The organism is Pseudomonas luteola NBRC 103146 (assembly GCF_002091675.1).
Classification (GTDB): domain Bacteria; phylum Pseudomonadota; class Gammaproteobacteria; order Pseudomonadales; family Pseudomonadaceae; genus Chryseomonas; species Chryseomonas luteola.
In genome coordinates, this window is the sequence record NZ_BDAE01000002.1 from 277,373 (window position 1) to 299,454 (window position 22,082).

The following is a 22,082-nucleotide window of genomic DNA, read 5'->3' on the forward strand; positions in this document are numbered from 1 at the left end:
ATGGCGACCATCAAGGACGTTGCGGCACTGGCCGGTATCTCCTATACCACCGTGTCGCACGTGCTCAATGGTACTCGCCCGGTCAGCGCGGAAGTGCGCACCAAGGTCGAGGCGGCCATCGACCAGCTGGGTTACGTTCCCAGCGGCGTGGCCCGCTCGCTCAAGGCCAAGGCCACCAGCACCATCGGGCTGCTCGTGCCCAATGGCAGCAACCCGTACTTCGCGGAGCTGGCGCGGGGTATCGAGGATCACTGCGAGCGTAACGGCTACAGCGTCATCCTCTGCAACTCCGATGACAATAACGACAAGCAGCGCCGTTACCTGCGTGTGCTGCTGGAGCGGCGTATCGACGGCTTGATTGTGGCCACCGTGGGCGGCGACGGTGAGTTCGCCCAGGCCTTGGCTGCAGTCAAGGTGCCGATGGTGCTGGTCGACCGCCCGCTGGAAGGCGTGGAGGCGGATCTGGTGCAGATCGACCATGAAGAGGGCGGCTATCTGGCAACGAGGCACTTGTTGGCGTTGGGTCATCGGCGTATCGCCTGCCTGGGTGGGCCTGCCGAAACGCTGGTCGCTCAGGAACGCCTGGCTGGTTATTGCCGTGCGATGAAGGAAGCTGGGCAGACGATACAGCCTGCGTGGCTGCTCAATACCGAGTTTACTAGCGCCGCCGGTTATACCGCTGCCGCACAGTTGTTGGAAAAGAATGCGCCTACAGCCATTTTTGCCGGGAACGATATGATCGGAATCGGTATCCTGCGCGCCGCCGCCGAGCGCGGCCTGCGCGTTCCGCAGGAGCTGTCCATCGTAGGTTTCGACGATATTGCCGTGAGCCGCTACCTTTATCCGGCATTGACCACTGTGGGGCAGTCCATCCTGCAATTGGGCGAGCGCGCCGCCGGACAGCTACTGGCCCGGCTCGGGCAGCGGCACCGGCCCACACCCGAACATACCGTGGTGGCGCCTACCCTGGTGGTACGCGAGTCCACTGCGTCTATCGAATTGAACGAGAGTCCATAAGATGCAAGCAAAAATAGTGATCGTGGGGAGTCTGAATATGGACCTGGTCGTACGAACCCCCCGCGTGCCGGTAGGCGGCGAGACCCTGGCGGGCCGCAGCTTCGTGACAGCGCCTGGTGGCAAGGGTGCCAATCAGGCAGTGGCGTGTGCCCGTTTGGGCGCCCAGGTCACCATGATCGGCTGCGTAGGCCGTGACGCCTACGGCGAGCAGCTGCGCAGTGGATTGGAAGCCGAAGGCATCGAGTGCTCCACGGTCGAATCCGTAGAGGGTGTACCGACCGGTATCGCCTCCATTCTGGTCGATGATAATGGGCAGAATTGCATCGTGATCGTGGCGGGGAGCAATGGCGAGCTGTCGCCCGAGCACCTGACCCGCCACGACGCCGCATTGCAGGCTGCCGATGTAGTCATCGCCCAGCTGGAAGTGTCGGTCGCTACGGTCGAAAAGACGTTGACCCGCGCTCGTGAACTGGGAAAGACGGTCATTCTCAACCCAGCACCAGCCGTAGGCCCGTTGCCTGCTCATTGGTATGGTCATGTGGATTACCTGGTTCCAAACGAGAGCGAGGCCGGCCTTCTGACCGGTATTGAGGTTAACTCGCTGGAAACAGCCGCCCAGGCTGCCCAGCAACTGCTTGATGCAGGCGCCAAGCGTATCCTGCTGACGATGGGCTCACAGGGCGTGCTGTATAAGGATACCGAACGGCAGCAGCACTTCCCGGCGCAGGTTGTCCAGGCGGTGGATACCACGGCGGCCGGAGACACCTTTGTTGGCGGATTTGCCGCTGCCCTGGGTGAAGGTCTTCCATTGGAAGAGGCCGTTCGTTTGGGCCAGCAGGCGGCTGCGTTGTCCGTCACCCGTGCCGGAGCGCAACCCTCCATTCCCTATCGCCGCGAATTGAACATCTGAGAGCGCCCATGAAAAAGACTCCTTTGCTTAACAGTGCGCTATCCCGCGTGATCGCCAGCCTTGGTCATGGTGATGTGATCGTGATCGGTGATGCCGGCATGCCCGTACCGCCCGGCGTGGAATGTATCGATCTGGCTGTGACTCATGGCGTGCCCGACTTCGCCACTACGCTACGCGTCATCGTGAGTGAAATGCAGGTCGAGGCCCATGTCCTCGCCGAGGAGACTGTTGTCCAGCATCCGCCTGCCTTAGCTGAAATCCAGCGGTTAAGCGCCGCGGGCGAGTTGGGCAAGCGCCAGCTGGTAAGCCATGAGGACCTCAAGGCGCTATGCAAAAAGGCGCGCGTTCAGGTCCGCACCGGCGAATGCCAGCCCTATACCAATATTGCATTGATTGCTGGCGTCACTTTCTGAGACACCGGCAGGGCACGCTCACTGAGGCAGTCTATTCAGTGAGCGTGGCTCATGAATGGGGCAACCGTTGAACTGCCCCCTGAACCCGGATGACATCTCGTAGGCCGGCTTGCGAGAACGCATCACACCCCCAATGGGACGATGCGCTGCCAGGCCATGCCAGGGTGAGAACGCCATGCTGTCGTCTACTTCCCTGGCGCGGGCCTCCGTCCAGGTGGGCTGCGGATCGACTTCGATCCGGGCTACGGTGATATAAGGGCTTTCTTCCTCCGGCCACTGTGCTGAAGCATCCTCGACGGGCATCTTCTTCGCATCGGTAGCCAGCTGAACCCGCATCTCCCATACGCCACCCTGCCTGGCAAAGAATTCGCTTACCGCCTCGCGTAGCCCATTGGGTTTGCCGTTTACATTCAGCGGTGCGTCGGTCAGGGCCGTCAGCTCGGGAGAAGCAGGCGCCACGCTGAGTTTGGCGTAATAAGGGCCATACAGCAGGGGCACGCTGGTGTAGAAGGTTTCGCCCAGGATATGGGTTTCCGGATGGCCACCCAAGGATTTGAGCGTTGCACTTTCACCGCCAACGGCTTCGATTACCTTTTCAGTACCGCGCAGAACAGCCGACAGCGCTTTCTTGAGGCCCGGTGCCTTGTCGGTGGTTGCGGCCAGAAGCTTCAGGCTTTTCAGAAAGGCCTTTGGTGTTGCTGCCGAAAAAGCCGGTGCATTCACCATTACGAAATCCTGAGTCAGCTGGCCTTCACTACCCGGTAGGCGATCTCCCTCCACACCAATGACCTTGAGCGCCAACCCCCGCGGCGAGGAGACGCTATCGTCCAGCAGATCTCCAGGGTTGGTCGAAAAGCGCAGCACGACAGGGTAGTCACCCATCTTGGCAAAGACACCCTGGGCAAGCTCCGGTGGCAGACCTTCCAGTACCTTCAGACGTCCCTGCAACAAGCCATGGCTCTTGGCATGAACACTGCGTACGGCGTGCCCATAATCCTCGGAGGTCGTCTCGATGATCTTGCGCATCGTTTCGACAAGCTCGCGAGTGGTCTCGGCCTCATCCTCCGGGATCTGTTCAAATGATGGATCAAACAGCAGTGGGCGAATGGGAAGGGTGGTCGACATGGAAAGTCCTCAGCTCATCAGGGTGCGTTATGTGGCATCGTTGTTATGGCGTGCGTACTGGCCACAAGCCTTCCTAACTCTGGACAAGCCCTGCTATCGATTGTTCATGAAAGGCGTTGATGAATGACAAATAGATAGCATTTTGTATACAAAACCCTGGCCTTACCGTCTCGTTTGGAGCGAATCGAATCTTTTCCGCTGCACATTCCGCTTAACGCAACAAAACACTACGAAATAAAACCCTTCCTACTGGCCGCAGTCCGTTAAAGAACGGTCTACCAGAGGAGAACGTCATGTCTGCCCCAGCACTTCCCATGATGCCGCCGGCTCGTACAGCCCAGGTCAACGGTATTCAGATGGCCTATTACGAGGCCGGCCCTCGAATGACCGGCTCCAAACCAGCCATTCCCATTGTGCTCTGCCATGGTTTTCCCGAGCTGGCCTTTTCCTGGCGTCATCAGATCAAGGCGCTGAGTGAAGCGGGGTATTGGGTCATCGCGCCCGATCAGCGCGGCTATGGACTGACCGAGCGGCCCCAGGCTGTTGAGGCCTACGACATGGAGCACCTGACCGGTGATCTGGTCGGTCTGCTGGACCATCTGGGGATAGAAAAAGCCATTTTTTGTGGTCATGACTGGGGCGGTCTGCTCGTCTGGCAGATGCCGCTTCTACATCCTGACCGCACGGCTGGAGTTATCGGCCTTAACACGCCGTATTTGCCACGTCCGCCCGTCGAACCGATCGAGGCGATGCGCAAGCGCATGGGAGACGAGATGTATCAGGTGCATTTCCAGAAGCCCGGCGAGGCAGACAGCGTTTTCAACCGAGATGCCCGTAAAGTGTTCAGTTTCTTGATGAAAAAGCCTGGAGGAGACGAGGTCGACGGGGCGGGTATCGCAAAGGCCAAGGCATCCGAGCAGGGCTCAGCCTTTGCACTGGTGCGCTGGCTGGAGGCCTATCAGCCCGAACAGGATACTCGGGAAACTTTTCTGACCGAGGAGGAGTTCAACGTCTTTGTTGAAACCTTCAGCCGGACCGGCTTTACCGGTGGCATTAATTGGTATCGCAACATCACACGTAACTGGGAGCGTTCGGCCAATCTGCCGACGGAGATAAACGTGCCTTCGCTCATGGTCACTGCGGATCAGGATGCCTTCCTGCCGCCTTCCATGTCGGAAGGCATGGAAACGTACGTGCATGACCTTCAGCGAGGCGCCATCCAGTCCTCCGGTCACTGGACCCAGCAGGAGCGGCCCGATGAGGTCAACCGCGTCTTCCTGCACTGGTTGCTACTGCGGTTTCCGCTAGAGGTCCGTTGACGGGGTAGGACACGCGTTGATGCCGCTCAGGCTGCGACAGCTTGAGCGGCTCGCATGATTCGGTTGCGGCCTTGCTGTTTACCCTGGTAAAGCGCCTTGTCGGTGCGCTTGATGGCATCCTTCAGACACTCGCACTCGCCAATCACGCAGGTCGCCAGCGTGGCCGTCACCATAATGGTGGCACCCTCTACCTCTAAACGTATTGCGCGAATTTCATTCAAGATCCGCTCGGCAATCTTGTCGGCATTTTTCAGATCGGTATTACGCATCAGGATCAAAAATTCCTCACCACCCCAGCGTGAGGCCACGTCCGTGCCTCTCACCGACGCGGCAATGACCGATGACACCTGCTGCAGGACCGTGTCGCCCACGTCGTGGCCAAAGGTATCGTTGATGTTCTTGAAGTGATCCACATCCAGCATGATCAGTGAGATCGGCTTGAACGTTTGAGGGCTGCGGTACAGCCGCTGCGCCTCGCTGTGCAGACGTCCGCGGGTATATAGATTGGTCAGGCTGTCCTTGTTGGCCAAGGTGAACAGGTCTACCTGCATGGCAATCGAGCTGGAAGCCGTCAGGGCCGAAATATAGACCAGCATCACGATGGCCGAGCTCAGATTGAACAGGCTGAACAGCTCTGTAACCTTGGGGCTCAACATGAGCAGGGGTTCAACGGCGAAAAACAGATCCGTAACCTTGCCTATCAGTAGGCAAGTACAAATCAGTATGCAGGTTACCCAGCGCCAGAAGGGGGCAACGGTGTAATTGAACAAGGCAATCGGAACGATGCAGAGCAAGTAGTAGTAAAACCCGGTATGCCATCCTATGACCACGGTTGCGACCACGGCATGCATGACGATTTCCGACATCAGCAGCGTGCTTGTCAGTCGATAGCGCTTGGCCTTCAGTAACTGTAGGCAATAGAAGTGGATAGCCACGCTGCCAATATTGGTCAGCCAGAGGGCTTTGACGTCCAGCGCAATGAACGTCAACAGAAAAATGATGTGAATACCCAGCACCGCCCTGATGCCAAGCACACCCCTGCTCCAGAAGCGATCCGTTGCTGTTTCCAAAATCTGGGCGCGATCAGACGCCGAAAGATCACTATTCATTAAGTCCGACCCGACTTACACATGCATGGCGCTGCACGTTTCAGCCCGTGAAAGTTGTTACAGCGCATCGGCTGGACCTGGCAAGTCTTGAGCGAGAGCAGTTTGAAAAATAAGCCGCTTGATAAACGGCAGAGCACAGGATCCAACAATTAGTAAGGGTACGGGGCTTACAGTAAGCTAGCTAATAAGACACGCTTATCCCTGAGTATGAATAAGCCTATTGAACCGGCACCCCATAACGCCGGACACCTATTACCTGATGAGTATCGAGACGCAGCCCGAATGGCTTGCGTGGAGTTGATGTGTGCTGCCCAACAAACTGATCCTTGCCGTGCTGATTGTCGGCATTTCTGTCGTCGGCCTCAGTATCGGCGCCACCATTCCCGTCGTGGCGCTACGCCTGCACGAAGCGGATATCCCCAACCTGACCATTGGCATCCTTTCGGCCTTGCCGGCCGCCGGTATGCTCGTAACGGCCTTTATCGTCGAATGGCTCACCGCACGGCTTGGCCGCAAGCACATCTACCTGCTGTGCTTTCTTCTCTCCATGATCAGTATCGCCATGCTGGAAGTCTTCAGAACCGAACTCATCTCGCTAGGGTTATTCCGCTTTCTGATGGGGGTAGGGGCAGGGCTGATCGTTATTCTGGGGGAGGCCTGGGTCAACGAGATTGCCGATGAATCCAACCGTGGTCGTGTTGTCTCCCTGTACGCCACATTCTTCACCGGTTTTCAGCTGCTTGGGCCTGCCATGGTTTCCGCCTTGGGCCCGAGCAGTGCCTGGGTGACAGGCATCGTTCTGGCGATCTTTGCTGTGTGTTTGCTGGCTACCGCGCGATTTCTGCCCAACCCCATCGCCGGTAAGGCTACCGTCGAGGAAAAAACCTTTACTGTGTTGGGCTTTCTGAAGGTCGCCCCTGTGATCTGCGCAGGCGTCGTGTTCTTCTCCTTTTTTGATAGCGTCGTGCTGTCCATGTTTCCCGTGTTTGCCTTGAGCCACGGTTACGAGGTTGCACTGGCCGCACTGATGGCGACCGTTATTCTGCTGGGTGACACCTGCCTGCAATACCCGCTGGGTTGCCTGTCTGATCGCTTCAACCGCAACCACCTTTACCTCGGCTGCGGCCTGATTGCCTTGCTGATCGGCCTCGCGCTGCCCTGGTTGATCCAGATGCAAGCGTTGCTTTGGCCTGTGCTGGTCATACTGGGTGCGGTAGCCGGTGGCGTCTATACCTTGGCTATCACCCTTATCGGGCAGCATTTTCAAGGGCAGGACCTGATTACCGCCAATGCCAGTGCAGGGTTTCTGTGGGGCGTGGGAAGTCTTGCTGGTCCCATCCTGAGTGGCGCAGCCATGTCCGCAGGACCAAATGGTCTGCCACTGGTATTGGCCGCAGCGGCTGGCTTATTCGTACTGTGTGCCCTGAAGGCAAGGGGCGGACGTGCCCTCAGACTGGAGCAACATGATTAGAGATTCGATAGACGAGAGCCATGCGTTCTCGCAGAGTGGCTGATGAGCTTTGTTCCCCGGCAGACAGGGGCGCGGCTGCAACCATAAAAGCTCTTGCCAGCCTTGGCCGTGCGCAGGCTCATGGGCGCCGAGCAGAACGGGCAATTCTCCGCGTTGGCCTGCCAGGGTGTAACCAAAGGTGCATTGGCAGCAATGATCGAATGGTGCGGCGCGGGTTTTTGAGGTACTCGACTGCTGCGCAACCCTTCATAGACGCTCCAGGCTACCAGTACGCCAACAATACCCAGCATGATCGCGGCATCGCTGACGGAAAGTGCCCCGGCCGCCGCATCCTCGGCCCATGTCAGGCAAGGTAGAAGAAAAAGCACTGATCCAGTGAATGCCTTTTGCGTAAGCGGCATGCGTCCCATGACTCTATCCATTTGGCTGATGCGCGGCGCACAGTGCGCCTGATATGCGAGGGCTATCGGCAAAGGACATTCAAGCTTAAGCCGGAGACAAAAAGCCCCGACCAGCGGAGTGTCGGGGCTTTGTTTTGTCATCAATGAATGGGAGAGGTGGCATTCATGGCGAGAGCATGCAGGCGCTCATCAATGCGTCTCGGTTACCTTTTTCAAGTAACGCGGCTGATCAGGGTTGCAACCGCGCGCCTTGGCCAATGCCTCGGCAAGAACATAAAAGCTCTGGATCAGAGTGAAAGGCTCCAGCATGGCATGGTCGGTCCGGGCGCTGGGTAAATCGACGCCGTCATTGTTCTCGGTTGCAGCCAGCAATACCCTGGCCCCGCGGGTACGCATCTCCTGGGCGAAGGCCAGCGTGCCAGCCTGCTCGGGACCTGCGGGCGCAAAAACCAGAACCGGATACCCTTCGGTAATGATCTCCATCGGGCCGTGCTTAACCTCTGCACTGGAAAAGGCTTCGGCCTGTATGCCACAGGTTTCCTTAAGCTTCAGGGCTGCTTCCATGGCCATCGGGAGGGCCGGGCCTCTGCCGATGACCAGCATTTTGTCGACCGGTGTCAGCACCTCGACAGCCTTGGACCAGTCCGCCTCCACGGCACGTTCCATCTGCCGAGGCAACGTCCGGAGCGCCTGTAGTAGGTCTGACCCCATATCCAGGTTGCGCTCCAGATAACCTACTGTCTGGGCGGCTGCCATCAGCATGGCAACATAGCTCTTGGTGGCAGCCACACTTTGCTCAAGTCCGGCAGGCAGCAAGACTTCACCATCAGCAATTGCCGCCAGAGGCGAATCGGGGGTGTTCACCAGGGCAGTGGCCCTAGCGCCGCGGGATTTCAAATAACGAACGCTGGCAATCAGGTCCGGACTCTTGCCGGACTGGGAAAGCGCCGCCACCCAGGCATTGTTGAAGCGCAGGGGTGGCTGATTGAGGCTGACCAGCGAAAGCGGCATGGAAAGGCTGGGAATGCCGATCCGGCACATCATCAGATGAGCAAAATAGGCGGCTGCGTGATCCGAGCTGCCCCGCGCCACGGTCATCATGAGGTCAGGCAGATTACGCGCCAGACGGTCTGCCAGTGCTGTAACAGCACTGTCATCGTCCAGCATACGTTGCAGGACGGCAGGAATGGACTGGGTTTCATTTAACATCAGGGACATTGCAGTTACCTTCGGGACGTCAACCTTCGGACGCTGTAGCGTCCGGTGTGGAAAGAAGCTCGGTTTGGCTCAGAATCTGCTCGGGGATAAAAGCAAGCCCGGCGGCATCCATGGCCATACTCAGCGCGCCCCATAGAGGCGCGTCGTGCGTGAAATGCGCCGTGACGATCTCAGGCGCAAAGGGAACAGTACGGTTGATCATGTGCTTGATGAGCGGGGCCAGCGTTGCCGCTTGCCGATAAAGCCCTCCACCAATGGCAATGCGGCCAACATCCAGGGCGATCGCCAGATTGGCCACCTGAGCGGTGCAGGCAGCAATCCGCATATGCAGCGCCTGCTGAGCGCGAGGCTCCTGGCTGGTGAACAGGTCGAGCGCCTGGTGGCCCGGCCCGAGTAGCTCAACGGCCAGCTGATTCAGGGCCGTTCCGGAAAATAGCTCCTCCAGCGGGGCGCCACCTTGCTCGTGGCTGTACCAGTCCGATACGCGCTCAGGGTCCAGAAAAGGTGACAACATATAGCCAATTTCCATGGCGGCGCCGTTATGCCCACGGATCAGCTGCCCATTGGCAATGGCTGCGGCAGAAAGCCCTGTGCCCAGATTCAGGTAGAGGGCATGATCGATACCTTGCAGGCTGCCCCAGCGTGCCTCGGCCAGTGCACCGGCCTTGACGTCGTTGTCCAGCATGACCGCAGGCGTACCCAACCCTTGAGCAATCAAGCCGTGCAGGTCGAGCCCTTCAAAGCCGGGTGTATTGGGCGCCATCAGCAAGGTATGACCACGTACAACGCCTGGGAATACGCCCGCCACGCTGCGAATGGTCGTTGCGCCGAGTTGCTGTGCACATTCCCGTGCGGCCTCAAGCAGGCGCATCAGGGCCGGCTCGCCAAGCAGGCCCTCGGCATGGGTCGGCAGGACCCGAGTCGCCAGCTGCTCGCTGGCGGGGTCATAGCAGGCAATGTGGGTTTTAGTACCGCCAACATCGATGGCCAGCAGTACGCCCTGATCAGGCATCGTAAGACTCTCTCTTTCAAGTGCTTGTGTCATGGCGCTACAGTCAGGAGAGCCGGTGTGTACGCGCCCACAGGAGATAGGCGCCGCCACCCACCAGCAGCCAGACCAATGACCACTGGATCGGGTAGGCACCGGGTGCGTTATGGTTGGAGGCCATGTAGATATAGACCCAGCCCACCAGCGCAATAACGGCCGGCACCGGGTAAAGCCACATCGCATAAGGCCGTTTCAGGTGCGGTTGGTTCTTGCGCAGCACGAACAGTGCAATGATCTGGGCAACAGACTGCACCAGAATCATGACGGTTGTCAGAAGCTGGATCAGCGTGGTCAGGTCGCTCAACCGGCCGATCATGAAGCCGATCGACGTCAGCACACCCATGCTCAGCAGCCCATACGTCGGGAACTCATGGCGGGCATGCACCTTGGCAAACGCCTGGAAGAACACCTTGTCCCTCGCCGCTTCATACGGCACCCGCGAGCCCCCCAGAAGCCCTGCGAACACCGAAGCCAATGCAGTAATCAGAATCAGAACCGTCACGACATTGGCCGCGGTAGCGCCCCATGTTTCGCTCAGTACCACCGAGGCCACGGATTTATAAGCCGCCGAATTGGGATCAAGCATGCGATGCCAATCCACGACGCCCAGCACGCCCACCTGCATCAACAGGTAAATGGCGAGAATGCCGAGAATCGAAAAGATGATGGACCTGGGAATCACGCGGCCCGGCTGGTCAACCTCACCGGCAAGGTAGGCCGAGGTGTTGTAGCCCAGGTAGTCGTAAATGCCGATTGTCAGCCCACCAGCCATGCCAAGCCAGAAGCCACTGTCGGAAAGATCAAACGCCCCCTCGGGAAAGCTGAAGGCCAGCTCAGGGTGAAAGTGGGAGAGGGCTGCAGTAATGAGACTGCCAATACTGATCAGCATGATCACCCACAGCACAATGCCCAGCTTGGCGACCGACTCGATTTTGCGCCACAACAGCCCGATGATCAGCCAGATAAGCCCCAGGCCAATCACATTGCCTGCCGTCTGGCTCATGTCCGGCCAGAACCAGGTGAGGTACTGAACGAACCCGATGATTCCTGTGGACATGATCAGCGGAATGAACAGCATTGCCGTCCAGATAAACAGAAAGGGCATCAGCTTTCCCGTGCGTTTGCCAAAGGCCTCGCGCAGGTACACATAGGTACCCCCGGCACCTGGCAATGCCGCACCCAGCTCTGCCCATACCAGACCATCACACAAGGCCAGCAGGGCGCCCGGTATCCAGCCGAGATAGGCCTGTGGGCCGCCCATGATGACAATCATGGTTGGAATGGTAATGAAAGGCCCCACACCACACATCTGGCTCATGTTGAGCGTAGTGGCAGGAAACAGGCCGAGTTTTTTCTTGAGGCCGGAGGAAGGCTGGCCGGTTACGGGTGATGACGGCATAGGACGATCTCTTCGCTCGAAAGGTAAAGGATGGGCAGATGAAAGATTCTTCGTGCCATCGATCGGCTCTACCGATTCGGCATTGTTGTTGTAGTGAAGGGATCGCTTTGGTCAGGTGAGTACATGCCAAACAGCGAGCCGCCCTTAGAAGACCATAGGCTTTATATTAATTCAACTTGATTTAATTAATATACGCTCCTGATGATGTAAACATGAGAAAGGCATCTACCAAACGCATCGTGACCACCGGCACCAATGCCGAACACGCCCGCCTGCATAATCGTCGGGTCATTCTGGAAGCCATCCGCCTGGGTGGACGGCTGACCCGTGCCGACCTGACAAGGCTGACCTCCCTTACCGCTCAAACCGTCTCGAACATCGTGACGGAGCTGCAGGAGGAGGGCGTGCTGCTCGCCCATGCGCCGGAAAAGGTTGGCCGGGGCCAGCCCCCGGTTCCCCTGTCGATCAACCCTCAGGGCGGCTATGCCATCGGCTTTCATGTCGAGCAGCATCGCATCATTGCCGTGCTGCTTGATCTACTCGGAGAGTGTCAGGCGCAGGCCAGCCTGCCGGTTGATTACCCCACCTTTGACGAAGCGCTGCCCCTGCTCACTGAAACTGTTGGCCGCTTCCGGGCACAGTTTCCCTCGCATCGCTTCATTGGTGTCGGTATTGCCTTACCCGGGCCGTTCGACGTGGAAGGCATTACTGCTGTTGGTCCAACAGCCTTATCCGGCTGGGATGACCCTGCCATTCCCTCGCGCCTTGAAGAGGCGCTGGAATTGCCCGTGCTTATCGAAAACGACGCAACCGCCGCCACCATGGGCGAGCGGCTACACGGCGTTGCCAGCGATCTGCAAAACTTTGTGCATCTGTTCATTGGCAGCGGCCTGGGGGCAGGGCTGTATCTGGAGAATCGCCTGTATCCCGGGCACTGGCATAACGCCGGGGAGATCGGCCACATGTCCGTCATTCCTGACGGCAAGGTTTGCTACTGCGGAAACATGGGTTGTCTGGAGCGGTATGTGTCCATCGCCTCGCTGCTTGAACACCTGGGACAAACCGCCGATCAGGATATTGCCACCTGGGACTGCAACACTGCCGCCTTCAGGCAAGGCGTCGACGTCTGGCTGAATGAGGCCGTACCTGCCCTGCGACAAGCCATCAACATCCTCGAATCCCTCCTGGACCCGCAAACCATCCTCATCAGCGGTTTTCTACCTGAGCCGATTCTCAAGCAACTGGTAAACCGGCTAGCGCCGCTACCCGTCTCGGTCAGCCGCCGCCCGGACCGTGAATACCCCCGTATCCAACTCGGCGCTGCGGGCCCGGACACCGTTGCCCTCGGTGCTGCCGCCTTGGTGATCCTGACTGAAATCAGCCCACATTACGAAACGCTGCTCAAAGCCGAAAGGGGATAAGAAACAAAAAAGCCCGCACAAGGCGGGCTTTTGGTGTTTCGCTACATGCAGCGCATGTCGAAACAGGTATCTGGCGCATCCGGCGGGATTCGAACCCACGACCCCTGCCTTCGGAGGGCAGTACTCTATCCAGCTGAGCTACGGATGCGTTACGAGGGCGACATGATACGCATCTCTAGGCGAGACGTCCATGCCCTGTTTCGCGTTCGTGTTTCCAAGCAAAATCAGCGGGTTGGCTTCGTAGCTTCTCTAACGGTTTATTTCTTCTATAACGCAGCATGCGTTGTTTTTATCGAACACATATTGCGCTTATGTTAGCGGAAGCCTAGCATGCGTTTGAGATTTTGAACGCTTGCCGCTTCGCTTTGGCAGACGTTCGCTGTGTCATCCATCGGCCCGTCCGGTGATGGGCCGTGTTCCGCTGTATACCGCCAATCATTGCTTCTTCATAACCCTTTGAATTCAGGGTGAGGGATGGTTATCGATTCGCGATAAAAGAGTTGAACGGAAAGCGCTGTTGCCTTTCCCATTCAGAATATCGTCAGCGGGGTTTAATAAAGTGCCCCCGTCGACACTGAAATCTCTCGAGGAGACCTTCATGCAATTGAAAGATGCTTCACTGTTCCGACAGCAGGCTTACATTGATGGAGCCTGGGTGGATGCCGACGGCGGCCAGACGATCAACGTGGGTAACCCGGCCACGGGCGAAACCCTGGGAACAGTACCAAAGATGGGCCGCGCGGAAACCAAGCGCGCCGTCGAGGCAGCTGAGCGTGCTCTGCCGGCCTGGCGTAATCTGACCGCCAAGGAGCGTTCGCAGAAGCTGCGCCGTTGGTTTGAGCTGATGATCGAGAACCAGGACGACCTGGGTCGCCTGATGACACTGGAGCAGGGCAAGCCGTTGGCCGAAGCCAAGGGCGAGATCACTTATGCCGCATCCTTTATTGAGTGGTTCGCTGAAGAAGCCAAGCGTGTTTATGGCGATACCATCCCCGGCCATCAGGCGGACAAGCGCATTATCGTTATCAAGCAGCCGATTGGTGTAACAGCAGCGATCACGCCCTGGAACTTCCCGGCCGCCATGATTACCCGTAAGGCCGGTCCTGCCCTGGCAGCCGGTTGCACCATGGTCATCAAACCTGCCAGCCAGACGCCATTTACCGCGCTGGCCATGGCCGAGCTGGCCGAGCGTGCCGGTATTCCGAAAGGGGTGCTGAGCGTGGTCACAGGCAGCGCGTCCGAAATCGGCGCCGAGCTGACCAGCAACCCGACTGTTCGCAAGCTGTCCTTCACTGGCTCTACCGAAATTGGAGCCAAGCTGATGGAGCAGTGCTCCCCAGGCATTAAGAAGGTGTCTCTGGAGCTAGGTGGTAACGCACCGTTCATTGTATTTGACGATGCCGATCTGGATGCCGCCGTTCAGGGCGCCCTCATCTCCAAGTACCGCAACGCCGGCCAGACGTGTGTCTGCGTCAACCGTATTTATGTACAGGATGGCGTGTACGACGCGTTTGCCGAGAAATTCAAGGCAGCGGTCGAGAAGCTCAAAGTGGGTAATGGCCTGGAAGAGGGCGTTGCGATTGGCCCGCTCATTGACGACAAGGCGGCTGCCAAGGTCAAGGAGCACATCGAGGACGCCGTGTCCCACGGTGCTCAGGTGATCACAGGCGGCAAGGCTCACCAGCTGGGCGGCAGCTACTTTGAGCCAACCATCATGATTAACGTACCGGCAGACGCCAAGGTCTCCAAGGAAGAAACCTTCGGCCCGCTGGCTCCGCTGTTCCGCTTCAAGACGGAAGAAGAAGCCATCGCCCGTGCGAACGATACCGAGTTCGGTCTGGCCGCGTACTTCTATGCCCGCGACCTGTCCCGCGTCTTCCGTGTGGCTGAGGCGCTGGAGTCTGGCATGGTAGGTATCAACACCGGCCTGATCTCTACTGAAGTGGCACCGTTCGGTGGCGTGAAGTCGTCCGGCCTGGGTCGTGAAGGCTCCAAGTACGGTATGGAAGACTATCTGGAAATCAAATACCTCTGCCTGGGTGTTTGATCGCCACGGCGTCTGGTTAAAAGACGTTGATGGCTATCGGACCCCGGTTGGCCCAAGGCCAGACCCGTTTTCCGGTAGCCGTCTTGTGGTTCCCTCGCTCAGGGTGTCATCGCCTTGAGCGAGCGGTTAGTAACGCACTACCTCCGGCGAGTGGCTGGCGTTGTTGGCAGTCGATCATCGTATGCTGCCCTGCGACCGGTGCTCGCTTTTACTCCCTATCTGGCTGACGATGAGCAGCTCAAGAGGACACCATGACTGATACAAACGCTTCCCTGATGCATCGCCGTAACGCCGCTGTACCCCGTGGCGTTGGGCAGACTCACCCGATCTTTGTCGACCGCGCCGAGAATGCCAAGGTGTGGGACGTCGAAGGCAACGAATACCTGGATTTTGCTGGCGGTATCGCTGTGCTGAATACCGGCCACCTGCATCCCAAAGTTGTAGCGGCCGTACAGGAGCAGCTGAAGAAGGTGTCCCATACCTGCTTCCAGGTACTGGCGTACGAGCCCTATGTCGCCCTTTGCGAAAAGCTCAACCAGCTGGTGCCGGGCAACTTCCCCAAAAAGACCGCACTGTTCAACTCAGGTTCTGAAGCTGTTGAAAATGCGGTGAAGATCGCCCGTGCAGCCACTCAGCGCGCTGGTGTCATCGCGTTTACCAGCGCCTATCACGGCCGTACCATGATGACTCTGTCGCTTACCGGCAAGGTCGCTCCTTACTCGGCTGGCATGGGGCTGATGCCGGGCGGTGTATTCCGTGCCCTGTACCCTTGTGAGCTGCATGGCATCACCGTGGACGATGCCATTGCGAGCGTAGAGCGTGTGTTCAAGAACGACGCACAGCCGGGTGATATCGCGGCGATTATCCTTGAGCCGGTGCAGGGCGAAGGCGGTTTCTATGCGGCGCCGAAAGAATTCATGGTTCGCCTGCGCAAGCTGTGCGACGACCATGGCATTCTGCTGATTGCCGATGAGGTTCAGTCGGGCGCTGGCCGTACCGGTACTTTCTTCGCGATGGAGCAGATGGGCGTTGATGCTGATCTGGTTACCTTTGCCAAGTCTATCGCGGGTGGCTTTCCGCTATCGGGCGTTACGGGCCGCGCGACTGTGATGGATTCCGTGGGCGCTGGCGGCCTGGGCGGCACTTATGCCGGTAACCCGCTGGCGTGTGCGGCGGCATTGGCTGTCATCGATGCGTTTGAGGAAGAAAAACTGCTGGACCGTTCCAAGGCTGTGGGCGAGCAGCTGACGGCAGGCCTCAAGGCCATTGCTGCCAAGCACAAGGCAATTGTCGATGTGCGTGGCCTGGGTGCCATGATTGCGGTCGAGCTGGGTGAAGACGGTGACGTCCACAAGCCCAACGGTGCACTGGCCAGCCAGATTGTGGTACGTGCCCGTGAAAAGAACCTGATCATGCTCAGCTGCGGCACCTACGGGAACGTACTGCGCATCCTGGTTCCGCTGACTGTCAGCGATGAAGACCTGCAGCGTGGTATCAGCATTATCGGCGAGTGCTTCGACGAACTGGCCTGATCTGCTGCATGACAAGAACCGCCGCTTTCGCGGCGGTTTTTTATTGTCTGAAAAAAAGGTTGTCTGACGATTTAAGGCGCTGATTTAGAGCCTTTAAGCCGCTTTGTAAGGCGCTCTTCAGCCTTTTCCTTGCAAGTCATACGATGACTTGTCTAGAGTCTGTCTTTCCTCTTCGAATGCTCCTGTGCTGTATGCAGCACGAGCGGCCAGTGTGTGCGTTGCTGTCGGGAGGATGACAGGCCCGTCGCCACGTTTCGGCAGGCTATCCATAATAAGAACAAGGAGTTATGCCCCCATGGCTGATCAACAGCAGCATGGCGCTACGGCTGACGATACCCGTAGGCGCTTTCTCAAAACATCGCTCGTCCTTTCGGCTGCATCTGTAACCTTGGGCCGCTTCGGTCTTGCAGAAGCCGCAAGCCCCGAACCGCTCAGTGAGCGTTACCCGGATCCGCTGGTCCAGGTACTGGATGAAAGCTTTCTCAAATACCGTATTTTCAACGCGAGCATTGAAAAGCTCGGCACCGGCATGCGCTGGCTCGAAGGGCCGGTCTGGTTTGGTGACGGTCGGTATCTGCTGGTTAGTGATATTCCCAATAACCGCATCATGCGGTGGGACGAGGTTACCGGTAGCCTGAGCGTTTTCCGTGATTCTTCCAATTATTCCAATGGCTTGTGCCGGGATCGTCAGGGTCGCCTGTTGATCTGCGAAGGATCAACTACCACCACTGAAGGCCGCCGCATCACGCGGATGGAATACGACGGTCGCATCACTGTTCTGGCGGATCAGTTCGAAGGCAAGCGCTTCAACTCGCCGAACGATATTGCTGTGAAGCGTGACGACTCCATCTGGTTTACCGATCCACCGTTCCAGGCCGACAGTAACTATGAAGGGCATAAGGTCCAGACCGAGCTGCCGCATGGGGTTTACCGCATCGATGGCAAGACGGGAGCGGTCACGCGGGTGATCGATAATCTGGCAGGACCCAATGGCCTGTGCTTCTCGCCAGATGAAAAGACCCTGTATGTGGTCGAGGGGCGTGCCAAGCCGAACCGTCTGGTCTGGGCGTATGTGGTCAACGATGACGGTACGTTAGGTGAGCGGCGCAAGCATATTGAAGGTGTAAATTACGGGGCACTGGACGGTATCAAGTGTGACGAAGACGGTAATCTCTGGTGTGGCTGGGGAAGCCCAGGTGTCCCGGAGGCTAAGCCGGAGGAGCTGGACGGCGTGATGGTCTTCAATCCGGCCGGCAAGGCGATCGGTCATATCCGTTTGCCGGAGCGCTGCCCGAATCTATGCTTCGGTGGTTTGAACGGTAACCGCCTCTTCATGGCGAGCAGCCACTCGCTCTATTCGCTGTATGTGAATACGCGCGGTGCGATCTATTTATAGCAGGCAATAAAAAAGCAGCCAGCTGGGCAACGGCTGACTGCTTTCATAATAAGGATCAGCTGACGGTGGGGCGGAAATACAAAGCATCACCTCTGTGCAAGCCAATGAGGCTGTCGTGATCCTTGATGACCTCTGCCTCAATCAGCTCATCCTGACCATTCACGCGTAGCGTCACCCGTGTGGTCGCACCCAGCGGGCGAACATCACGTACCTCGGCAGGCTGATGCCCTGTAAGTGCCTCCCGGCTGATGGAGACTTCGTGGGGGCGGAACATGATCTCCGAGCCATTGACCTGCAGGCGGTTCGAGTCGCCCAGGAAGTGATAGACGAAATCGCTGGCAGGTTGCTCATACACCTCGCCCGGCGAGCCGATCTGCTGAATCACGCCCTTGTTCATGACCACGATACGATCTGCTACCTCCATGGCTTCTTCCTGGTCGTGGGTAACGAAAACGGAAGTCAGGTTGATTTCTTCATGCAGACGAGCCAGCCAGCGGCGCAGCTCTTTGCGTACCTTGGCGTCCAGCGCGCCGAAGGGCTCGTCGAGCAGCAGAATCTTCGGCTCTACCGCCAGCGCACGCGCCAGGGCGATCCGCTGACGTTGGCCGCCGGACAGCTGCTCAGGGTAGCGGTCGGCCAGCCAGTCCAACTGAACCATGTTTAGAAGTTCGTGGACCTTTTCGGCAATCACCTTCTCGCTGGGCCGTTCGCGCTTGGGCTTCATGCGCAGGCCAAACGCCACGTTGTCGAACACGGTCATGTGGCGGAACAGGGCGTAATGCTGGAAGACAAAGCCTACGTTCCGATCCCGCACGTCACGGTCGGAGACGTCTTCGCCATGAAAGACAATATTGCCGTTGTCCGGTGTTTCCAGGCCGGCGATGATCCGCAGCAGGGTGGTCTTGCCGCAGCCGGAAGGGCCGAGCAGGGCGACCAGTTCACCGCTCTGGATATCAAGGTTGATGTCATTCAAGGCCTGGAAAGCACCGAAGCGCTTGCTGACGTTACGGATTTCGATGCTCATCAATGCGTCTCCTGAGTGCTGTTCTGGTTGGCGAGGCGGCTTTCGCTCCACTGCTTGAGCAGCAGGGTCAGCAGGGCCAGGGCCAGCAGCAGCGAGGCCACGCTGAACGCGGCCACATGGTTATATTCGTTATAAAGGATCTCGACATGCAACGGCAGGGTGTTGGTTACGCCACGGATATGGCCGGATACGACCGATACCGCACCAAACTCACCCATGGCACGTGCGTTACACAGCACCACGCCATAGATCAGGCCCCATTTGATGTTGGGCAGGGTGACATGCCAGAACATCTGCCAGCCGTTGGCACCCAGCAGCCGCGCGGCTTCCTCTTCCTGCGTGCCTTGCTCCTGCATCAACGGGATCAGTTCGCGGGCCACGAAAGGAAAGGTCACAAACAGGGTCGCCAGCACGATGCCAGGTACGGCAAAGATAATCTGAATATCGTGATCCTGCAGCCACGGACCCAGCAGTCCTTGCGCGCCGAAGAGCAGCACATACACCAGACCGGCGATGACCGGCGAAACAGAGAAGGGCAGATCGATCAACGTAACCAGGATGCTCTTGCCACGAAATTCGTACTTGCTCACGCACCAGGCCGCCGCCACGCCAAATACCACGTTCAGTGGTAGCGATATACCGGTCGCAATGAGCGTCAGTTTCAGAGCCGACAAGGCATCCGGCTCGATGATGGCACTAAAGAACGTGCCGAACCCCTCTTTCAGAGCTTCCGACAGGACGATATACAAGGGCAGCAACAGGAACAGTGTAAATACGATCCAGGTAGCTGTGATCAGGATACGTCGCCCCCAGGGGCTGCCACGCCGAGCGGCACTGAGGGAGGATGGATTTGATGTATTCATGGTGTTCCCTCAAGGATGCTCGATGCGGCGCTGCAGCAGGTTGATGCCCAACAGCAGGATGAACGACACCACCAGCATCATCACGCCAATGGCCGTGGCGCCGGTATAGTCGTATTGATCGAGCTTGACCATGATCAGCAGGGGCAGGATTTCAGTCTTCATCGGCATATTGCCGGCAATGAAGATAACCGAGCCGTACTCACCCACCCCGCGGGCGAAGGCCAGGGCGAAGCCGGTCAGCCACGCTGGAAGAATCGCCGGTAACAGAACATGACGAAACACCTGCAACGGCTTGGCGCCGAGGCAGGCTGCCGCTTCTTCAATTTCCTTGGGAATGTCCGCCAGCACAGGCTGCACGGTACGGACTACGAACGGCAGCGTGACGAACACCAGCGCCAGGGTGATACCCAGCGGGGTGAACGCAATCTTGATGCCCAGCGGTTGGAGCAGGCTGCCAATAAGTCCGGCCGGAGCATACAGCGCCGTTAAGGCAATGCCGGCAACGGCCGTTGGCAACGCAAAGGGCAGGTCGATCATGGCATCGATGATCTTGCGTCCGGGAAAGGTGTAGCGGACCAGTACCCAGGCCAGCAGTATCCCGATAACACTGTTGATAACAGCTGACGCAAACGCAGTGCCAAAGCTCAGGCGTAAGGCGGCCAGGACGCGCGGTGCGGTAATAATGGCCCAGAACTGGTCCCACGTAAGCTGGGCGGCATGGACAAACATGGCCCCGAGCGGAATCAGCACAAGCAGGCTGAGGTAGACAATGGTGTAGCCCAGGGTCAATCCGAAGCCGGGTATGACCGGGGAAGTACGACGCGACATAGTGTGTCCTTAGTCAGGCCCGCAGACCTGGCAAAAGGCCCCGGTTAGCCGGGACCATTCTGTGGAGCTCATCCGGGCATCAGTGGCCTTGGTAGATCTGGTCGAAAACCCCGCCATCATTGAAAAATTTGGGCTGCGCCGATTTCCAGCCGCCAAAGGCGTCATCGATGGTTACTAGTTCAAGCTTCGGAAACTGCTGGGCAAACTCGGCAGCCACCTTCTCGTTACGCGGACGGTAAAAGTTCTTCGCGGCAATACGCTGGCCCTCTTCACTGTACAGGTACTGCAGGTAGGCCTCGGCAACTTTGCGTGTCCCCTTGCGATCGACCACCTTGTCCACCACCGCTACCGGCGGCTCAGCCAGAATGGACAGTGACGGCACGAGGATCTCGAACTGATCGCCGCCTTGTTCCTTCTTGGCCAGAAAGGCCTCGTTCTCCCAAGCGATGAGCACGTCGCCCAACTGGTTGTTCACGAAAGTAATGGTCGAGCCGCGCGCCCCGGTATCCAGTACAGGGACATGCTTATAGAGGTCTTGCACATAAGCCTGTGCCTTCTCGTCAGTGCCGTACTGTTTCTTGGCCCAGGCCCAGGCTGCCAAAAAATTCCACCGAGCCCCGCCAGACGTTTTCGGATTGGGTGTAATGACTTCTACACCTTCTTTGGTCAGGTCGGCCCAGTCATGAATACCTTTCGGGTTACCCTTGCGCACCAAGAAAACAATGGTCGAAGTATAGGGCGTGCTGTTATCGGGAAGACGAGTCTGCCAATTATCTGGCAGCAGCTTGCCGATGCTGCTGATCTGGTCAATATCGCCTGCAAGAGCCAGCGTGACTACATCCGCCCGTAGCCCATCGATCACCGAGCGCCCCTGTTTGCCTGAACCGCCATGCGAACTTTTGACGGTAACGGCTTCACCCGTTTCGCTTTTCCAGTGCTTGGCAAACGCCGCGTTGTACTCCTGGTACAGCTCACGTGTCGGATCGTAAGACACATTCAACAGTTCCGTTGCGGCTGCGGCCGGCCCTGCAATCAATACGCTGGCCAGCGCGGCCAAAGCGAAACGGCGGATGGACATGAAACGGCTCCTTGTGACTTTTTATTTAGAGTTGGCTACTAGGATAGACGGTGGCATGGCACGAACGTCGCATAGACGTTCAAGCCTTATTATTGGAAGGTAGCTGTGGGCGAAACTTTTCCTTGCGTTCAATCTGCACGACCTGCCCGTTATGCACGGTGATCTCGACCGAGCCGAAGCGCAGGCCCTGCAGAGCGTTTTGAATATCGTGAAGAATGGTGTCGTTGTGGTTATCCAGACTACGAAAGGGCGTTGCGCTCATGGAGTCTTCCTGATCGTCATGTCGTATTAACGGCGTGAGCGCATAGTGATGGAAACGCTTTATTTCTTAAAATACTGTTTAGTGATTTTCTTATTCTTTATAGCTTTAAGAAGCCGAACGGTGACATCATTCGTAGCAAAAGCATGAGTGGACATCTGTAAATACTCAGTAATAATGGGCGAACGCCTGTTCACTGAGCGT

At 57.9% G+C, this 22,082-nt stretch carries 20 protein-coding genes, 1 tRNA gene and 1 pseudogene; 10 read left to right on the top strand and 12 right to left on the bottom strand.

Annotated elements, in window-relative coordinates; translation table 11 throughout:
* From PLU01S_RS03605 to rbsD, 3 genes are read left to right on the top strand one after another with little or no spacing between them, the layout of a single operon-like run.
* Window positions 1-1,017, top strand: coding sequence for a LacI family DNA-binding transcriptional regulator (locus tag PLU01S_RS03605; RefSeq protein ID WP_074822178.1), 1,017 nt, complete (start codon window positions 1-3; stop codon window positions 1,015-1,017).
* Window position 1,018: 1 nt separating this feature from the next.
* Window positions 1,019-1,927, top strand: a complete 909-nt coding sequence (gene rbsK / locus PLU01S_RS03610; protein ID WP_026003976.1) for a ribokinase — start codon at window positions 1,019-1,021, stop codon at window positions 1,925-1,927.
* Window positions 1,928-1,935: 8 nt separating this feature from the next.
* On the top strand, window positions 1,936-2,340 hold the full coding sequence (gene rbsD, locus PLU01S_RS03615) for a D-ribose pyranase (protein ID WP_010795711.1): 405 nt from the start codon (window positions 1,936-1,938) through the stop codon (window positions 2,338-2,340).
* 18 nt (window positions 2,341-2,358) lie between these two features.
* Here rbsD and PLU01S_RS03620 read toward each other — a convergent pair whose 3' ends face one another.
* Window positions 2,359-3,465, bottom strand: a complete 1,107-nt coding sequence (locus PLU01S_RS03620; protein WP_074822181.1) for a catalase family protein — start codon at window positions 3,463-3,465, stop codon at window positions 2,359-2,361.
* Between the two features lie 293 nt (window positions 3,466-3,758).
* On the opposite strand from PLU01S_RS03620, the gene PLU01S_RS03625 reads away from it, so the two are divergent.
* Window positions 3,759-4,784: an alpha/beta fold hydrolase gene (locus PLU01S_RS03625; RefSeq protein WP_074822184.1), complete on the top strand. Its 1,026-nt coding sequence runs from the start codon at window positions 3,759-3,761 to the stop codon at window positions 4,782-4,784.
* Between the two features lie 26 nt (window positions 4,785-4,810).
* On the opposite strand, the gene PLU01S_RS03630 is transcribed toward PLU01S_RS03625, so the two are convergent.
* Window positions 4,811-5,893 (bottom strand): GGDEF domain-containing protein, encoded by a 1,083-nt coding sequence (locus PLU01S_RS03630; protein WP_074822187.1) that lies wholly within the window; start codon window positions 5,891-5,893, stop codon window positions 4,811-4,813.
* A 304-nt stretch (window positions 5,894-6,197) separates the two neighbouring features.
* Here PLU01S_RS03630 and PLU01S_RS03635 point away from each other — a divergent pair, with 304 nt between their 5' ends.
* Window positions 6,198-7,364, top strand: coding sequence for an MFS transporter (locus PLU01S_RS03635; RefSeq protein WP_074822190.1), 1,167 nt, complete (start codon window positions 6,198-6,200; stop codon window positions 7,362-7,364).
* Here the strand turns inward: PLU01S_RS03635 and PLU01S_RS03640 are convergent.
* Complete coding sequence (locus PLU01S_RS03640) at window positions 7,361-7,774, bottom strand: topoisomerase DNA-binding C4 zinc finger domain-containing protein (RefSeq protein ID WP_074822194.1); 414 nt, start codon at window positions 7,772-7,774, stop codon at window positions 7,361-7,363. The two genes, PLU01S_RS03635 and PLU01S_RS03640, sit on opposite strands and share 4 nt — an antisense overlap.
* A gap of 180 nt (window positions 7,775-7,954) precedes the next feature.
* A complete protein-coding gene (locus PLU01S_RS03645; RefSeq protein ID WP_083397832.1) occupies window positions 7,955-8,983 on the bottom strand; it encodes an SIS domain-containing protein in 1,029 nt (342 codons plus the stop codon).
* On the opposite strand from PLU01S_RS03645, the pseudogene PLU01S_RS26540 reads away from it, so the two are divergent.
* Window positions 8,889-9,089 (top strand): annotated as a pseudogene (locus tag PLU01S_RS26540) (hypothetical protein); the annotation flags it as partial. The gene PLU01S_RS03645 and the pseudogene PLU01S_RS26540 sit on opposite strands and share 95 nt — an antisense overlap.
* Here PLU01S_RS26540 and PLU01S_RS03650 read toward each other — a convergent pair.
* Both PLU01S_RS03650 and PLU01S_RS03655 read right to left on the bottom strand, forming a co-directional pair.
* Entirely contained in the window at window positions 9,003-9,995 is a 993-nt protein-coding gene (locus PLU01S_RS03650; protein ID WP_083397833.1) for an ROK family protein, read from the bottom strand. The pseudogene PLU01S_RS26540 and the gene PLU01S_RS03650 sit on opposite strands and share 87 nt — an antisense overlap.
* A gap of 43 nt (window positions 9,996-10,038) precedes the next feature.
* Window positions 10,039-11,430, bottom strand: a complete 1,392-nt coding sequence (locus PLU01S_RS03655; protein ID WP_074822199.1) for an APC family permease — start codon at window positions 11,428-11,430, stop codon at window positions 10,039-10,041.
* A 212-nt stretch (window positions 11,431-11,642) separates the two neighbouring features.
* On the opposite strand from PLU01S_RS03655, the gene PLU01S_RS03660 reads away from it, so the two are divergent.
* Entirely contained in the window at window positions 11,643-12,851 is a 1,209-nt protein-coding gene (locus PLU01S_RS03660) for an ROK family transcriptional regulator (protein WP_074822203.1), read from the top strand.
* Window positions 12,852-12,922: 71 nt separating this feature from the next.
* On the opposite strand, the gene PLU01S_RS03665 is transcribed toward PLU01S_RS03660, so the two are convergent.
* Window positions 12,923-12,999 (bottom strand) — tRNA-Arg (locus PLU01S_RS03665).
* Between the two features lie 450 nt (window positions 13,000-13,449).
* Here PLU01S_RS03665 and gabD point away from each other — a divergent pair.
* From gabD to PLU01S_RS03680, 3 genes are all read left to right on the top strand, one after another.
* Window positions 13,450-14,898 (top strand): NADP-dependent succinate-semialdehyde dehydrogenase, encoded by a 1,449-nt coding sequence (gene gabD / locus PLU01S_RS03670; protein WP_074822205.1) that lies wholly within the window; start codon window positions 13,450-13,452, stop codon window positions 14,896-14,898.
* Window positions 14,899-15,149: 251 nt separating this feature from the next.
* Window positions 15,150-16,430, top strand: a complete 1,281-nt coding sequence (gabT, locus tag PLU01S_RS03675; RefSeq protein ID WP_074822208.1) for a 4-aminobutyrate--2-oxoglutarate transaminase — start codon at window positions 15,150-15,152, stop codon at window positions 16,428-16,430.
* Window positions 16,431-16,725: 295 nt separating this feature from the next.
* Window positions 16,726-17,826 (top strand): SMP-30/gluconolactonase/LRE family protein, encoded by a 1,101-nt coding sequence (locus PLU01S_RS03680; protein WP_074822211.1) that lies wholly within the window; start codon window positions 16,726-16,728, stop codon window positions 17,824-17,826.
* Window positions 17,827-17,881: 55 nt separating this feature from the next.
* On the opposite strand, the gene PLU01S_RS03685 is transcribed toward PLU01S_RS03680, so the two are convergent.
* The 5 genes from PLU01S_RS03685 to oscA form a co-directional block, all read right to left on the bottom strand.
* Window positions 17,882-18,850, bottom strand: coding sequence for a sulfate/molybdate ABC transporter ATP-binding protein (locus PLU01S_RS03685; protein ID WP_074822213.1), 969 nt, complete (start codon window positions 18,848-18,850; stop codon window positions 17,882-17,884).
* Window positions 18,850-19,713 (bottom strand): sulfate ABC transporter permease subunit CysW, encoded by an 864-nt coding sequence (cysW, locus tag PLU01S_RS03690; protein WP_074822215.1) that lies wholly within the window; start codon window positions 19,711-19,713, stop codon window positions 18,850-18,852. Before cysW ends, PLU01S_RS03685 begins: the two co-directional genes overlap by 1 nt.
* A gap of 9 nt (window positions 19,714-19,722) precedes the next feature.
* Entirely contained in the window at window positions 19,723-20,541 is an 819-nt protein-coding gene (cysT, locus tag PLU01S_RS03695) for a sulfate ABC transporter permease subunit CysT (RefSeq protein ID WP_010795678.1), read from the bottom strand.
* Window positions 20,542-20,620: 79 nt separating this feature from the next.
* On the bottom strand, window positions 20,621-21,619 hold the full coding sequence (locus tag PLU01S_RS03700; protein ID WP_074822217.1) for a sulfate ABC transporter substrate-binding protein: 999 nt from the start codon (window positions 21,617-21,619) through the stop codon (window positions 20,621-20,623).
* A 79-nt stretch (window positions 21,620-21,698) separates the two neighbouring features.
* Complete coding sequence (gene oscA, locus PLU01S_RS03705) at window positions 21,699-21,881, bottom strand: sulfur starvation response protein OscA (protein WP_010795676.1); 183 nt, start codon at window positions 21,879-21,881, stop codon at window positions 21,699-21,701.
* Window positions 21,882-22,082: the final 201 nt, after the last annotated feature.